12 protein-coding genes are annotated in these 16,392 nt (G+C 36.9%); 6 read left to right on the top strand and 6 right to left on the bottom strand.

Going from position 1 to position 16,392, the window contains the following annotated elements; all coding sequences use genetic code 11:
- Both MW688_RS12455 and MW688_RS12460 read right to left on the bottom strand, forming a co-directional pair.
- The coding region (locus MW688_RS12455; protein WP_486736329.1) for an NB-ARC domain-containing protein at positions 1 to 2,138 on the bottom strand (2,138 nt) is incomplete at its 3' end.
- The gene (locus MW688_RS12460) at positions 2,116 to 2,298 is read right to left on the bottom strand and encodes a hypothetical protein (protein ID WP_486736330.1); all 183 of its coding nucleotides are present in this window, start codon (positions 2,296 to 2,298) and stop codon (positions 2,116 to 2,118) included. The genes MW688_RS12455 and MW688_RS12460, both read right to left, overlap by 23 nt.
- Positions 2,299 to 2,696: 398 nt before the next feature.
- Between MW688_RS12460 and modB the strand changes: the two genes are divergently transcribed.
- Both modB and MW688_RS12470 read left to right on the top strand, forming a co-directional pair.
- Positions 2,697 to 4,532 (top strand): molybdate ABC transporter permease subunit, encoded by a 1,836-nt coding sequence (modB, locus tag MW688_RS12465; protein ID WP_486736332.1) that lies wholly within the window; start codon positions 2,697 to 2,699, stop codon positions 4,530 to 4,532.
- Between the two features lie 755 nt (positions 4,533 to 5,287).
- Entirely contained in the window at positions 5,288 to 6,898 is a 1,611-nt protein-coding gene (locus tag MW688_RS12470) for a helix-turn-helix domain-containing protein (protein WP_486736333.1), read from the top strand.
- On the opposite strand, the gene topA is transcribed toward MW688_RS12470, so the two are convergent.
- The gene (gene topA, locus MW688_RS12475; protein ID WP_486736334.1) at positions 6,895 to 9,054 is read right to left on the bottom strand and encodes a type I DNA topoisomerase; all 2,160 of its coding nucleotides are present in this window, start codon (positions 9,052 to 9,054) and stop codon (positions 6,895 to 6,897) included. The two genes, MW688_RS12470 and topA, sit on opposite strands and share 4 nt — an antisense overlap.
- Before the next feature lie 428 nt (positions 9,055 to 9,482).
- Between topA and MW688_RS12480 the strand changes: the two genes are divergently transcribed.
- Together MW688_RS12480 and MW688_RS12485 are read left to right on the top strand one after the other, a co-directional pair.
- The gene (locus tag MW688_RS12480; RefSeq protein WP_486736335.1) at positions 9,483 to 10,601 is read left to right on the top strand and encodes an HD domain-containing phosphohydrolase; all 1,119 of its coding nucleotides are present in this window, start codon (positions 9,483 to 9,485) and stop codon (positions 10,599 to 10,601) included.
- 213 nt (positions 10,602 to 10,814) lie between these two features.
- The gene (locus MW688_RS12485; protein WP_486736336.1) at positions 10,815 to 11,057 is read left to right on the top strand and encodes a hypothetical protein; all 243 of its coding nucleotides are present in this window, start codon (positions 10,815 to 10,817) and stop codon (positions 11,055 to 11,057) included.
- A gap of 53 nt (positions 11,058 to 11,110) precedes the next feature.
- On the opposite strand, the gene MW688_RS12490 is transcribed toward MW688_RS12485, so the two are convergent.
- The gene (locus MW688_RS12490; protein ID WP_486736337.1) at positions 11,111 to 11,575 is read right to left on the bottom strand and encodes an orange carotenoid protein N-terminal domain-containing protein; all 465 of its coding nucleotides are present in this window, start codon (positions 11,573 to 11,575) and stop codon (positions 11,111 to 11,113) included.
- A 163-nt stretch (positions 11,576 to 11,738) separates the two neighbouring features.
- Here MW688_RS12490 and MW688_RS12495 point away from each other — a divergent pair, with 163 nt between their 5' ends.
- Both MW688_RS12495 and MW688_RS12500 read left to right on the top strand, forming a co-directional pair.
- On the top strand, positions 11,739 to 12,113 hold the full coding sequence (locus MW688_RS12495) for a DUF1622 domain-containing protein (RefSeq protein WP_486736338.1): 375 nt from the start codon (positions 11,739 to 11,741) through the stop codon (positions 12,111 to 12,113).
- 82 nt (positions 12,114 to 12,195) lie between these two features.
- A complete protein-coding gene (locus MW688_RS12500; protein ID WP_486736339.1) occupies positions 12,196 to 13,185 on the top strand; it encodes an SGNH/GDSL hydrolase family protein in 990 nt (329 codons plus the stop codon).
- Here MW688_RS12500 and argC read toward each other — a convergent pair.
- Entirely contained in the window at positions 13,169 to 14,227 is a 1,059-nt protein-coding gene (argC, locus tag MW688_RS12505) for an N-acetyl-gamma-glutamyl-phosphate reductase (protein ID WP_486736340.1), read from the bottom strand. The genes MW688_RS12500 and argC overlap by 17 nt on opposite strands.
- Before the next feature lie 54 nt (positions 14,228 to 14,281).
- A complete protein-coding gene (locus tag MW688_RS12510; protein WP_486736341.1) occupies positions 14,282 to 15,910 on the bottom strand; it encodes a sensor histidine kinase in 1,629 nt (542 codons plus the stop codon).
- Positions 15,911 to 16,392: the final 482 nt, after the last annotated feature.

Genomic DNA, 16,392 nt, shown 5'->3' on the forward strand with positions numbered 1-16,392 from the left:
AATGCGGAGGGTAACAATTCAGGAGGTAAATGGGGGGCTAACTCTGATAAGGCCCAAGCTCGGTGGTCTTCATCTCCAATGCCTCGGGCGGCTTCTAATGCGGACGGTAACAATTCAGGGAAATGGGGGGCTAACCCTGATAAGGCCCCAGCTCGGTAGTATTCAGATCTAATGCCTCGGGCGGCTTCTAATGCCTTGGGTAACACTTCGGGAAAATGAGCGGCTAACCCCGATAAGGCCGTAGCTCGGGAGTATTCATTTCCAATGCCTCGGGCTATTTCTAAAGCAGATGCTAACAAAGAAGGAGGCAGATATTTAACAATCGCCGCTAATCCTTCAGCTTGACTGTGTGAATCTTGGTTTTGCCTGATATAAGCTAATCCCTGTGCTGGTGTCCAAATTTCTTTTTCCACTAATGCCGCTATCAACCCTGCTCTAATATTTCCTGCCAAACTATTAAGAGATGTCAAGATTAGAGCATAACGAAACTGTAAACTAATTGATTCTGTGGGGTTTTTGTCAAAATCCTCTTCTGCTAGTTGCCAAGCCTTTGATATATCCTTGATGAAATTAGCTGTTTTACCTTGTTTCTCACACTGACTGTACCAACCGTTTGTTCCAAGGGAGTTTTCTTCTCTAAGTAATTGATGTATCTCTTCAATTCTCTCAGCTTGTTGAAAATGCCAGATTAATTGGTTATAAATATAGCCATCATCATCTAAACTGTGCCATAGACCATTTGTAATTTGTTGTTGATATCTTTTTAATAATTGTTGATGTGCTTGGGCAATAGATAGTCCTAATCCTGGTAATTGCCAATCTTCATCAGGTTGTGTGGGTGATTGAAGCAGATTCCGCGCTAAGTCATGTAAGAGGTCATGTAAGCGATAGTTAGTTCCCTCTTCACTAGAAACTCCTGGTAATAATAAAGCTTTATTTCGTAAATCGATTAAAGTGTCTTCAGCTTCATCTTCATCACATTCCCATAAAGTTGCTGTCATTTTGTGAGTAATACTAACATCATCAGGCAACACACCTAGCCAAGTAAATTTTGTTAATTCTTCAGAATCTAATCCTCTTAAACTTAGATTAAAACAAGCTACTAAACTATAATTCTTTCGCTTTTCTTCGCTAATTGGTTGATTAGATTTCTGTTTCTTTAGATCTAATTTTTCTAATTTGACAATTTCTGATTGTAAATCACAGAGAATTTTTTTCCAAGATATGCCTTTATTAATTCGAGCTGCTGCCAATTCTAAAGCTAGGGGTAAATATCCTACTGTTTTTGCTAAAGTTTCTGCTTGCTTACGTTCTTCGGTTGTTAGTTGATTAGTTAAACAAGAGGTTAATAACTCTAGGGATTGTTCTAGAGTCATGAGGTCTAAGTCATATCGAATCGCCCCTTTAACATCTGCTTCCCTAGTGGTAACTAAAACTTGACATCCTTTTCCTGCAATTTGAAAAGGTTCGACATCCTCAGAATTCCAAAGGTCATCAACTACTAATAGGGCTTTTTTATCTGCTAGTAATTTTCTTAAGTGTGTAGTAGCTGTCTCTATACTAGTTGGTTTAAAGTGATAATCTCCTAATGCTTGTATCCAAGCGTGGAGAAAAGACAAAATATCTGGTTGTTGACCTAAGGTGGCCCAAAAAATACCATCAGGAAAATGAGATTGAACTTCACAATCATGGGCTAAAGCTGCGGCTAAGGTAGATTTGCCAATACCTCCTAATCCATAGATGGCACTAATAACTAAAGTTCCATTTTGGCCTGTTTCTGGAGATAAGAGACGTTTTTTTAGTTCAAGAGTGACTTCTGGACGTTCTACAAAATAGCGTGGTAAAGGAGGCGCTTGATTAAAATATCTGCTTGGTATTTTTGGTTCTATATCTTCATCTGTTAAATCCAACAGAGTTTGCCTAATAGTCTCTAAACCACATCCATTATAGGATTTTGCCCATTGAAGTAAGTCATAAGCCCTATCTGATTGTTTAGAAGGCATGGACGCAATCGTGCCTGGTGGAGGAGAAATAATAAATATTAATTGATTAAATTTTCCCGATTCGAGAGAATATAAAGCATCTATTAGCTCTTTTCGCTCACTTCCTGTAAGATTATTTTGGTTTCTCCCTTTCATATTTATTTATAGTTGGCAGAGATTGTTCAAAATTAGCACCTGGATAGAGTATATCTTGCTCTTCATTTTTCCCTACACCTTCGCCCGGAAAAGTAGGTTCAAGACTAGGCGATCGCGCGATCGCTTCTAGGGCGCTTCGATTTGGATGGGGTGCGTTCAATATAGATAGATAGATCGCTACTCTAAGTATACTTGTAAATTTAAATTCATACCAAAAAGTAATTTTACTTAAAATTTCTCCCCCTCTCCCCTGCTCCCCTGCTCCCCCTCTCCCTGCTATACAAGGATTTCAGAGTTCCTTATAAAGCATAGGGGGGATCATTCTCGGTTTCTATATTTTGAGCATTTTTTAATCAATTTGATCTTACCTAAATTGACTTCAGTTAACGTCAGTTCGACAAAGCCAAATCCCACTCCTTTCTTCAGCTTGACTAGGCGATCGCGCGATCGCTCCAATTAGAGTATCAATCCTCTTAAACTCTATACTGTAGAAAATAATGCTATTTTAATTGCTTAATGTAGATATCATTATTAACATGATTAACAATTGAGAATCGAATGACAAATTTAACCCCTATTTGGATTTCTCTCAAAACTGCGACTACTGCCACGGCAATTACCTTTTTTTTAGGCATAATAACGGCCTGGTGGATGTTGAGATATCGAGGTAAGGGTAAAGAAATCATCGAAAGTTTATTAACTGCGCCCTTAGTGCTTCCTCCTACAGTGGTAGGCTTTCTACTTTTGCTCTTATTCGGAAAAAATACATTCATCGGTCAAATATTAGATTCCTTGGGAATTAGTATTGTTTTTTCTTGGTTTGCTACGGTTATCGCTTCTACAGTAGTGGCTTTTCCCTTGATGTATAAAACTACTCTGGGGGCATTTAAACAAATTGATTCTAATCTCCTTGCCTGTGCTAGAACTCTTGGTGCTAATGAATTGACGATTTTTTGGCGAATTATTCTGCCTTTAGCTAAGCCTGGTCTCATTGCTGGTACTTTACTCGTCTTTGCTAGAGCTTTGGGTGAATTTGGGGCAACTTTGATGTTAGCAGGGTCAATTCCCGGCAAAACTGAGACTATTCCTATCGCTATTTTCTTTGCCGCTGAAGGTGGGGATATGAATAGAGCTTTGTTTTTAGTGATAATTATGCTCTTTATTTCTTTGGGAGTAATTACAGCAACTAATTATGACAGCAACAAACAGGGAAATTATCAATCAAAATCCCCTGGTTTTCTCATTTTCTGGAATTCACTGATAGCCAGATATATTCCTCGGTCAGGAAAACCTGAAACAACTCTAGATTATCCTTTACCTAAAGCCAAAATTGAACTATTTGTTGACATTCAAAAACAACTTCCAGGATTTTTATTAGATATTACTTTTACCACAGACCAAACTCCTCTGGGTTTACTAGGGGCTTCTGGTGCTGGTAAAAGTCTAATTTTGCGATGTATTGCTGGATTATCTGAGCCTGATGAAGGACGGATTGTTTTAAACGGAAAGGTTTTATTTGATTCAGCTTTGAAGATTAATTTACCACCAAGAGAGCGCCGTTGTGGTTTCTTGTTTCAAAATTATGCTCTCTTCCCTCATCTAACTATTGCAGAGAATATTGCTTTTGGTATGCCCTCTAGACAATCTCCTCTACAAATAAAACAAGAAGTAGAAGCCCAATTAATTGCCGTAGATTTACCAGGTATGGGCGATCGCTATCCAACTCAGCTTTCTGGAGGACAACAACAGAGAGTAGCCTTAGCTAGAGCTAAGGCTAGTCAACCTGATATCATGCTTTTAGATGAACCTTTTTCAGCTCTCGATACCTATTTAAGAGATAAACAGGAAAAAATTCTCCGTAATAATTTAATTCGCTATCAAGGGGTAACTTTGTTTATCACTCACAACCTAGAGGAAGCCTATCGAGTATGTCCTAACCTTTTGGTGGTTGACAGGGGCAAAGTAATGGCTCATGGTACAAAACAAGAGATTTTTGAACATCCGAATAACTTTAGAGTAGCACAATTAACTGGTTGTAAGAACTTTTCTCCTGTGATCAGGATTAATCAAGACCAAGTTCAGGCGATCGCCTGGGATTGTCCCCTCACAGTAATAAAACCCTTACCAGAATCTTTTGAATATGTGGCTATTCGTGCCCATCAGTTAATATTTACTGATAGAGAGGATTTGGTCAATACTTTTCCTTGCTGGTTAGCGACTATCAGTGAAACTCAACACCGTATGACTCTGTATCTTAAATTAAACCAACCTGCCAATCACCCGGAAGATTATCATCTACAAGCGGAAGTTTTTAAAGATAAATGGGTAGAGTTAAAAGATACTCCTCTTCCTTGGATGATTCAACTAAATCCCTCAAGAATTATGTTATTTTGATAGAAATTGCCTATCGATAAAAGGCTTTATTTTGCTATTGTTGCTTTTTGCTTAATCTTATAGCTATTCTTAAAGGCCATACCAATGCTGTCACTAATTTTCTCTCTTTATCTCAAAAATATTATATCAAATTAATTTTAAAATGCTCAAATAGAGCTGTTATATATTAATACTATTACACAAGAAAAAACCTTGCTATGTATACTGTTCCTTCCGTCAAGGGTGGGCGTTCCTTCCTTTCCTTATATTGATCGCATTTTTTTAGGTAAATGATATTATTTATGGACTTTATAATTATTAGTATTTTATCGTTTTTCATGTAAAATAACTGATTCAATCCAATAATTACAACTTAATTATGCAAAAAAAGCATGGTTAAATCTTAAGAAAATATGAAGAATAAAGGTTTAACTTCTAACTATATCAAATATAACAAAACTTAAAAATACTTTAGGTAATAATAAATGGAAATAGTGCTCCAAATTTAATTTTTTTCAGCAACTGGTACTCTAGACTGATATAAATAAAAATGATTGCTATTTAAGGTTCCTAAACTTTAGCTTAGGGCTATGTATGATTAGAATCAAGCAGACCAATCAAAATATTTTCAGCCTTGAGTACCAGAAATTGTTCGGAACTTGAACAAATTAAAACCCATAACTAAATTATAAATAGGTTTCGATAAATTTGGCTATTTTAAAATTAAATCATAGGAGATTTTCACATAAAAAGTAGTTATCAAAGAGAAAACGATTATGGCTTATACCATTCCGGACAAATGTGATGAATGTGGTTTATGCGCTCCTCAATGTCCAACAGGTGCAATTCAATTTGATGAAAATGATAGGTATTGGATTGAACCGGGTTTATGTAATAATTGTGAAGATCAAGAATTCGACCCCCTGTGTGCAAGTTTGTGCCCAAGTAGTGTGCCTACTCACTTACCCGCCAAAAAAGGAAGATATAAAATTGATTCAAAAGTTTTGACCACTCATCATCTTTTTGCTGATGGTTACAGTAATCCCATGTCATCATCAATGGTTATTTGGGAAGCATGTAACGTACTAGCCAAGGCAGATGTATTTCCTTGGCAAAGCGATAGTCAAGGCAAGCTCTATTTTCAGCGCCAAGTAAAACAGGGAAAAGGAAAAATTGAGTTTAGACTTACTGAGGATGCTATTTCCGCAGCATCTGAGACATTGAGCTATGAAGAGGGGATTGCGGCTTTTGAATCTGTGGATATTCGAGCAGCTTGTATGCACTTAATTTTTGCTGCCTCTGTTACTTCCTTAGAAAAACCTTGGGAACAAGAATTCACACTAGATAACAAAGAATTAGAAACGTATTTAGGCTTAGATAAACGCAAAGATTTGAGTAAAGCATCTAAACTAACCCTAATTAAAACTCTAATTCAACAACCTTGTCAACTAGTCGCTAACATTGATTGGTTTCAACAAGGTAAAATTCAATCATTTTCCGTTCCCGAAGACCGTATTTGGCACCTAGTAGCCACGGAAAATCACTTTCAAGAAGATAGTTATGGCAACAAACATCTAGTGGGGATGAGATTTAAAATTAGGGCCGGAATGTGGTCTAAGTATTTTCTCAACAAACAAGGATACAAAAAATATGTTGCTTATTATCAATACGGCGTTTTACCCAAATTCTTGTTAACCACAGTTATGAGTATTTGGCACAAACACGAAGGTGCCATTCGGATGATGCTCTGGTTATTATTTAAGAGTAAAATGGGAAGACAACAGCGTATCACAGTATCTACATTAATGTCTGTTGCATACGGAGAGGAAACAGTGAAGGACGCCTCTTTAGACCGAGAAAAAAGAAAGCGAATGATACGCAGATTTGAAAGTGACTTAGAAGTGCTTTATCACCATAATATTAAGCCAAATTTTGATCCTGTTACCTATCCCACTAAAATTCAGCCTTTGTGGGCAAGATTAGCGGAAATTCCTAACGATGCTGATGAATCAGTAGATTTTTGGATCAACGATGCTAACCATGAAAATAGCTTAACTAGTTCTCCTCCAAAGGGAAAATGGAACTTACTAATGAAAGCTCGTATCCTCCAGTTTCAATTACCATCTGAATGGGATCAACAATTGTCTAATTGGGAAAACAAAAAACAACGTAAAACTCTTCGCAGAAACAACAAAATCAAAGATTCATATTCTCTAAGTGCAGAAGTTATTGTCAACTCCAGAAAAGGCCAAGGAATTAGTCAGAGGAAATTAGCAGAACAATTGGGTAAAAGCCAAAGTTGGATTCGAGACTTAGAAAATGGTCGTTTTTCCCCGAAACCCCAAGACCAGTTAAAAATCATGAAAATATTACAAATAACTTGTTAGTCCAGGGGTAATTCGCCATATTTCTTAGACCAGAAAACATTTCTAGACTCAAAATAAACAACACTTTGGTGTTTCTTATCCCTCTTAACCGATTGAGAAGAACAAACTAACATTTTCTTTTTCTGCCCATCCTTCTCATATTCTCGCACTGCCAACTTCTCACCACAAACAGGACAAGGATGCTTAGTCACAGGCAAAGGTGTAGAAGTTGATGGGGAACTATCTCCTGAGGTGTTCACAGGAAGTTCCCAGGTTTTTCGCCATTTATTGTAGAACATTACTATCTCACAATCAGAACACTTGAGAAAATAATTTTTGTGCAACTTTTTAGACTTAGAGGGGACTTCAACCAACTTATGACCACAGGAGGGACAATCAATTTTTGATTCTTTATACCTGTTACTTTGAGGAGTTTCAGAACTATGAGGTTGACTTGCGATAATTTTTAGGGCTTTTTCCAAAGCGCCAACAAAATAATCTTCATTCCAGTTAACTATATAGCGCTCCCAATTTTCCTTACCTGAAGCTATGGCGTCTAACTTATCTTCCATTTTGGCAGTAAACTCTGCTTCTAATAATTCCGGTAGAGTTTTTGCCAAAAAAGCATCAACTTCTAAACCTAGAGTTGTGGCTTGTAGTTGCCTCTTCTTGATTTCAGCATAACCTCTGTCTTTGAGGGTTTTTACCGTAGGTGCAAAGGTAGATGGTCTCCCAATACCCCGGCGTTCCATTACCTGCACCAGTTTAGCCTCACTGTAGCGAGGTGGAGGTTGTGTTTGTTTTTGTTCGTGTTTGGCTTCTTTGAGGTTTAACGATTGTCCTTGGGATACTTGAGGTAAAATTGAATCAGCGCTTAAGTCTTTCCAGTATTTGGCATATCCGGCAAATTTAACCACTTGACCTCTTGCTTGCCAGAATACACTACCTGATTGAGTGATGATGAGAGACTTAACTAGTTGAGCGCTTTTACACTGACTAGCGACAGTTCTTAGCCAAATTAGTAGATAAAGCTCAAATTCTTCTGAAGGGATTTCTTGTTTTAGTTCTGATGAAGATTTATATATGTTAGTAGGTCTAATCGCCTCGTGGGCTTCTTGTGCTGTTTTAGATTGACGATAAGCGGTAACCTTAGGGGGAACATTCTCTGGGTCTTTGGTTTCTAACCATTCTCTGACACTTTGGCAAAATTCCGGGTCTAAATGTACCGAATCGGTTCTCATATAGGTGATATATCCCCCTTCGTACAGCTTTTGTGCTATCCGCATCGTTTGTTCTGGACTCCATTTAAGGCGACTCCCGGCCGCTTGTTGTAAAGATGAGGTAGTAAAAGGGGGAGGTGGTGTTTTACTAACGGTCTTACCTTCTTTTTTCATCACTTCATGGGAAAACTGACGGGCAATTGCTACTAATCTATCTGCTTCGGCTTTACTTAAGACTTTAGTAGCGACAATTGGGAATTCTTTTCCCTCTCCTGCATCATCTCTTTGTGATGTTTCTTCGGAATTTGTTGACTTAGAAGTATTTTCACTGAGATAGTAGGCCATAAATCCTTCCACATAGTTTACAGATACTAGCCAGTAGTCTTGAGGTTTGAAGTTTTGAATTTCTCTCTCTCTTTGGCAGAGTATATGTAAAGCTGCTGACTGCACTCTCCCAATTGATTTTGCTCCATTTCCTAGTTTCCATACTAGGGGAGAACCTCTAAAACCTACTAATTTATCTAAAACAGAACGGGCTAAAGCTGCATTAACTAGGTTTGTATTGAGTTGTCGGGGATTTTCTAGGGCTACTTTAACAGCTTTGGGTGTGATTTCTCGGTAGGTTATACGTACAAGCTTACGGAGTTTCAGTACTTCCTTGAGATGCCAAGCGATGATTTCTCCTTCTCTATCTTCGTCGGTAGCTAGTATAACTGTATCAACTGTTTGAGCTAGTTGTTTTAATTCAGCAATGGTTTTTTTGGCCTGAGAGTTTTTCGGAACAAATCGGCACGATATACTATCGCTATTTATATCAAATCCCAGGTTGTCTTTTCCATCTTGGGCTAGTTGACGAATGTGTCCGCCACTTGCCCTGACAATGTATTCCGCGCCTAAAATTTGTCGCAATTTCTTGACTTTTCCCGGCGCTTCTATAAGAAATAATTTTTTGGACATTCCTAGCCGTCCTAGTGATGATTTTAAATCAAATTAAACTTAATATAGCAATTTTTACACTTATAGGCAGTTAGAATAACTCAAATCCTTGTTCTCAAGATTATTTCCGTATAAATACTTATTTTTTATCTCCAAAAAACTCTTTCTTTAGATATATTAATAATTAAGTCAAATATTTTAATCACAAAGATAACCCAGTTAGTGTAACAAATACTTTACAAACTCAACATTATCAGTAGCTATCAAATTACGTAAAATAACCGATTACAAAACTAGTTTAAAAAAGGGATACTTGAAAAAATATATTTCAATTAAGTGAAAAATTAAAGAGCAACAAGCAAATATCGAAATAATTAACTGCAAATTTAACAGATTTGCTGAATCGGTTAGAAAAACTTGTTTTTTACCAGTGATAGGTGGTTAAAAGGATGATTAGCTTATTAAAAAACGGATATACATATCAAGTCAAAGGATATAATATAGTTACTGCTTCTAATAATCAAACCAGTAGTAACCAAACCAATAGTAGCAAAACCAATAGTAGCAAAACCAATAGTAGCAAAACCAATAGTAGCAAAACCAATAGTAGCAAAACCAAAGGAAAAGTTTTAGTTGTTGATGAAAATCCTCACAGTCGTCTTAATTTAGGAGACCTTTTGAGACTAGATAACTATGAAGTTATGGAAGCGGATTGTCATACTGATATAGTAAATTTTGTTAAGAAAAACAATCCAGACTTGATTTTATTAGAATTGTCTCTACCAAATCAAGATACCCTAAGCATTTGTAGAAAGTTAAAAAGTGCTGCTGCTACTGAAATGATTCCGATAATATTTATGACAGTAGATCATAGAAAAACACAATCAAAAATCAAATGTTCGGAAGCAGGAGCAGAAGATATATTAGTAAAACCAATAGACCGTTGGGATTTAATCACCAAGGTAAAAAACTTGATTCAACAAAAATATTTAAATGAAAACTTAGACGAAACAGAAAAAGTATTATTTCTTATAGCTCAAGCAATAGAGAATCCTAATTTAGATAACTCCAAGTCAGAAATTACATTAGCATACCTAGCTGAAGCTTTTGGAAGATATTTAGATTTAAATCAACATCAAATAAAAAGCTTAGTGTATGCAGCTTATCTCCATGATATCGGGACAGTGGCAGTTCCTGAAGAAATTCTCCTGAAAAAAGGAAAGTTGACAGAAAAAGAAAAATCAATTATTAGTCAACATGTACTCATAGGGGAAAAAATATGTCAGCCACTAAAAAATAGACTGGACATTTTGCCCATAATTCGCCACCATCACGAAAAATGGGATGGTAGTGGTTATCCTGATGGACTAATTGGAGAAGACATTCCCTGGTTAGCACAAGTATTCCAAATTATAGATATCTATGATGCCATAACTAGTGAAAGAAGCTATAAACAAGCATTAGACCCTCAAGAAGCTATCTCCATAATAGAAAAAGAAGCTGAAAAAGGATGGCGAAATCCCTATTTAGTAGGAAAACTAAAAGAGTTTATCTTAAAAAATATGTAACTTTATAGTTGTATAAGTTACGATGAGCGATCGCCTTAGGATTAGTTGTAGCGAAATCTTAAAAATCTACACTGGTGAGGCAAAGATACTATCCCAATTGAAGAATGGAGAATTTTTGTGGTCACCTAGGTATTTTATCTACTATTTAATGCTTCTCGAAACATAGTAAGATAAAAAAAGCCCAGAAATATCCCCAAGGCCAAAACCAGAACAATGATGGAAAAGCCCCGCAGAAAGCGCCAAAACCCTATCTCCAGAAAAGTTAATGAACAAGTAGAGAAAATCGTCTACGAAGTTATGACTAATCAGGGATTGGAACAAACAATTAATATAGCTGTACAAAAGGCTTTGATGATTCTGGTTCAACGCTATTGGTTATTAGCTGGTGTAGCTATAATTGGATTACTATTTTTGCAGTGTATATTTTTAACCTTAGCCTTAAATTATTTTCAGTAAAAAAGCGACCCTGTAAAACAAGGATCGCTTTTTGCTTTTTTAAAGAGAGTTATCTATATTTTTGCTCCCTCAGCTGGTTCAGCACCCATGTTGACCGCAACATTTCTTAAGAGAGTAATTTGCTCTTGGAATTCTAAGAGAGTAATATTACCTAATAATTCGTATGCCTTAGGGGATAACTCGTAGTTATCAGGCATAGGGACAATTGTACCTTTTTCCATTCCTTGAGCTAAATAGTACCAAAAAGCTAATTTAGTGTTTGCGCTTAGGGAACCGTACTTACGGGTAATTGGAGTGCTCCCCTTGTTGACTATATTGCGCATTTCTGTTAATTGTTCTTCGTGAGTTTTTGCTTCAAAATCTTTACATAATCCAGCAGCAATATCGCTTGAGGCTGCATCAGGAGCCGCAGGAGTAACTGATTTACCTATTTTTTCATAAATAAACCATAATAGAGCTAGTTGCTCATCAGTGGTTAAAGAATTGAAATTAGTTTCTGCTTGATTATAAGTAATCATATTTTCCGTTTATTTTCTTTGTTTTCTACTGTTTATATAACTTAACAAAAGTTAAAAGGTGAACAAATCTGACAGAAGAAAGAGTTATCTTATTAATGAGTATAATTTGAGAGAAAAGTGCGATCGCCAATCTCTTAATTCAAAAATATATTAGTAAATAGATATGGAATTAATTGAACATTTAGAAGCAAATCTGAAAACGATAGCAAGCTTAATTAAATTAATGCTAGAAGGAATCGCTATCTTATGTGTTTTTTTCGGTATACTAGCTTCTCTGAAACTAGCATTAAATCACTTTAGAAAACGACGACACAATGAATATCACAAATTGAGACTAAAATTTGGACGTTGGTTAGCTTTAGCATTAGAATGTCAATTGGGAGCTGATATTGTCGGGACAACAATTGCCCCTTCTTTTGAATCCTTAGCTCAATTAGCTATTGTGGCAGTAATTAGAACGTTTCTGAATTACTTCCTCAATCAAGAACTTGAAAAAGAGGCTGAGATAGAAAAAAAATCGATGATTCACGAATTATAATCATAATATTTCTACAGTATAAGCTAAGGCTAGGAAATTTTTAAATATAATATTTTACGAAAATAACAGCTACACTAACTTTATGTCCATCGCCTATTCTATACAATTAGCGTTGAGTTTTCCCAAAACAAACATTCTTGGCTATATATTTGCGGGTATTTTATTAGGTTTTGTACTAATAGAAATATCCCTAAGTCTAATATTCGGGCTAGGGAAAGAATTACTCTATGTTAGAGATGAGAAAATTGGTTATCTGTTAGCGCCACAGCAAAAAGTACGTCGTTTTGGGAAGCTAACAGAGATTAATCAATATTCTCTACGCAATGGAGAGATTAATCCCCAAAGACCAGAAAATACTCTGAGAATCCTATTAATAGGAGATTCTATCGTTAATGGCGGTTGGTGGAGTGATCAACAAGAAACGCTATCTGCCTTATTAGAAGAGAAATTAAGCAAAGATAATAACCTATCTTACTCTCAAGTAGAAGTACTCAACGCCGCCGCCAATTCTTGGGGTCCGCGCAATCAGTTAGCATATTTAGAAAAATTTGGGACTTTTGAAGCTCAAATAGTGATTTTATTAATTAATACCGACGATTTTTACACAGTTGCTCCCAATCCCGACCTAGTAGGAGAAGATAAGAATTATCCAGACAATCAACCATTAGGGGCGATCGCCGAATTATGGCAAAGAATTGTACCCCAATCTCAGAAGATTAAAAAACCCAGAGAAACAGGGGATATTGTGGGCCTAAATTTAGAAGCGATCGCACAAATCAAGTTAATTAGTGAGAAAAATCAAGCTAAACTAATTCTAGGCATTACTCCCTTACAAAGAGAAACTATCCCGCCTGGGTCTCGAAATCATGAACTCAAGGCGCGTCAAAGACTATTAACTTTAGTAGAAACTCAAGGAATTACTTTTATTGATTTTCTTGTTTATTTCCAAGAAAACAAGGCGCCTAGTAGTTTATATCGAGATCATATCCATTTAAGTAACCAAGGTAATCAACTGGTTGTCAATCAAATAACTCAGTTACTAAAACAAGAATATTTTAAGGATAGAAACTAAGTTGAGGTAATCCTAAACTCTCTTCCCAACCCATAATTAAATTCAAACATTGTACAGCTTGACCTGCTTGACCCTTAATTAAATTATCAATAGCTGACATAACGATTACACGGTCTGTACGCGGATCCACCTCTATACCGATATAACAGAGATTAGTACCCCATGCCCATTTAGTTTGGGGATAAATACCGTGAGGCAAAACTTTTACAAAGGGAGAGTAACGATAAAAAGCACTATAAATGGTTAGTAAATCATCTCTCACTAAACCAGGATCTCGTAAACTAGCATATACAGTCGCTAGGATTCCTCTCACCATAGGAATAAGATGGGGAGTAAACTGAACTTTGACGTCATAGCCAGCCAAATCAGTGCAAATTTGTTCAATTTCTGGAGTATGTCGATGTTTAGCTACACCATAAGCCCCTAAAGACCCCTCAGCTTCTGCTAAAAGTAAATTAGTTTTAGCTTGACGACCTCCCCCAGAAGTTCCAGATTTAGCGTCAATAATTGCTGTTTCTGGAGAAATTAAACCTTGTTTAATCAAAGGGGATAAGGCGAGAAGACTAGCAGTAGGATAGCATCCAGGACAACCAATTAACTTGGCTTGTTTGATTTGTTCTGCGTATAATTCCGGTAAGCCATAAACAGCAGTAGCGGCTAAAGCACTATCATTACGTTCTTTTTTATACCAACTTTGGTAAGTATCGAGGTTAAAAAAGCGATAATCGGCAGAAAGGTCTAACACTTTACAACCCTTTTCTAGGAGTTTTGGCGCCATTTCACAGGCTAAACCGTTGGGTAACCCGAGAAATACCACCTCACAGCGGTCAGCTATCACATCTAAATCAATACTTTCTACTGTTAAATCGAAACAGTGAGTTAAATGGGGATAAATATCAGAATACTTTTTACCTGCGCTACTATCACCCCCTAGATAGACAATCTCTACTTCAGGATGCTGGGAGAGTATCCTTACTAATTGAATACCTCCATAACCAGAAGCCCCGATAATTCCTACTGGAGTTTTAGCTGAATCATTCATATATGTCAATATTTTAAGATTTAATCCTTAGCATAGATATACTAGCATTAATATTTAATTTGTCATGGGTAAAATTACTGTAAAAATTGTACCATAGTTTAATTTACTTTCTACTTTGATTTGACCCTGATGATTGTCTACAATTACTTTGGCGATCGCTAAACCTAACCCTGAACCTTTACTACTCACATCTACCCCTTGAGGATCTTTTAGCATTAGGGAAGAGATTGTCTGATTTTTTACACTTTCTCCCCTATTCCCCTGCTCCCCTACTCCCTGCTCCCCTACTCCCTGCTCCCTACTCCTTACTCCCTGCTCCCTACTCCTTACTCCCTGCTCCCTGCTCCCTGCTCCCTGCTCCCTACTCCTTACTCCCTGCTCCCTGCTCCCTGCTCCCTGCTCCCCTGCTCCCTGCTCCCTACTCCCTGCTCCCTGCTCCCGAAAGCTCCCCTGCTCCCTATAAACGCTTTTATGTTGCTTATCACCACAACTAGGGGAGACACCGCCTTGATTACTGCGAGATGGGTCTACTTGATAGAAACGTTCAAAGATATGATTAATAGAGTTTTCAGTCATACCACAGCCTTGGTCTTTTACTTGTACCTGTAATTGAGAACGTCCTTTAGATTTATACTTATCGAGGGTAATAGTTATAGTAGATTTTGGATAACTATATTTAATCCCATTACTCACTAAATTGGTAAACAGTCGCGCTAATTGATCCCAGTCTCCTAATACTTCAAAAGGATCTCGATCAAATTCTTCTACCTCAGCAATTTCTAAATTAATAGTTATATCCTTTGCTTTTGCTAAAAGTCTTTGTTCTTCTATCACTTCAATTAGTAAAGCATCTAAAGAAACCTGATGAGGAGTTATCTGCAACATTTTACCATCAGAACGGGCCAGAAAGAGTAAATCATCGACTAAACGTCCTAATCTTTTAGTTAATCTCTCAATTACTTCTATTTGTTGCCTATCTAAGTTTAACTTTCCCCCTATAGTAGGTTCTGATAAGGCCATTTGAACATTAGCTTGAATCATTGCTAGGGGATTGCGCAACTCATGGGAAGCATCAGCGGTAAATTGTTTAAGACTTTGATAGGATTCTGTGATAGGCTGCATGGCAATTCCTGATAAAAACCAACCTATACTAGCCACACAAGTAACCATGAGAATAATTCCTATAGTTAAATCTCCGAGAAGTTGGCGACTAGGTTTTGTCACCTCAAACCAAGGATGACTCACTCTTAAGTATCCTAAAACTTCGTTGTGGAGGAAAATTGGCGCGGTAATTTGTCTCAGTTGATAGTTAGATGTAACTGTTACTGTTTTACCATGGGCGTTAGTACTTAGAGGAATAACTAGGGGAGCTTCAAATGTTGACCAAACTAATTCACCATCTCTATTAAACCACTCCATGTCAATGCGATCGTCTTCTAGAGACGCAGCAGTTGTGGGAAAACCCGCCGCCTTATTAACATGGTACACAGGTGGTGAAGTTCTGATTCCTTCTCTAACTAAATTATTTTCCATTACTTCTACTACGTGTTCTAATGTGTCATCTATACGCTCTATCAATGTGCTGCGTACGTATAGATACACTCCTGTAGCAAAGAGTGCTAGTAAAATAGCTGTGATAGCAGTATACCAAAGGGCTAAGCGAAAACGGGTTTTTTGAAACATATTTGTAAAAATAAGATTATAGGTAGGGTGTGTTAGCGCGAAGCGCGTAACGCACCGAAATATATTATGGCAAATTCATTTTTAAAAATCATATCGCGTTTTTCAGAGGTAGGGTGTGTTAGCGTCCGAAGCGCGTAACGCACCGAAATATATCATGCCAAATCCATTTTTAAAAAACCAAGCCTACTTTCCTCACATCAAAATGTTTTCAATTTGAAAAGTAGGCCAAAATCAGTAGTATTAATTTCACTGTTTATACTAGATAGACTGTGAGCATACTATTTAAAATGTTTCAATCCCCCGTGCGGAAAGTGCAAAGATAAGTTTGTAGTAGGGCTTTAGCCCAATAAACTTGTGAAATCTAACTATTAACTCTCTGGATTTTCCTAGGCTAAATGGACTAAAGGTCCAACTACTTTCTCTCTGAATTTTCCTAGGCTAAATGGACTAAAGTCCAACTACGAACCTCTTTTTTTACTTGG

This window comes from Johannesbaptistia floridana, from assembly GCF_057440575.1.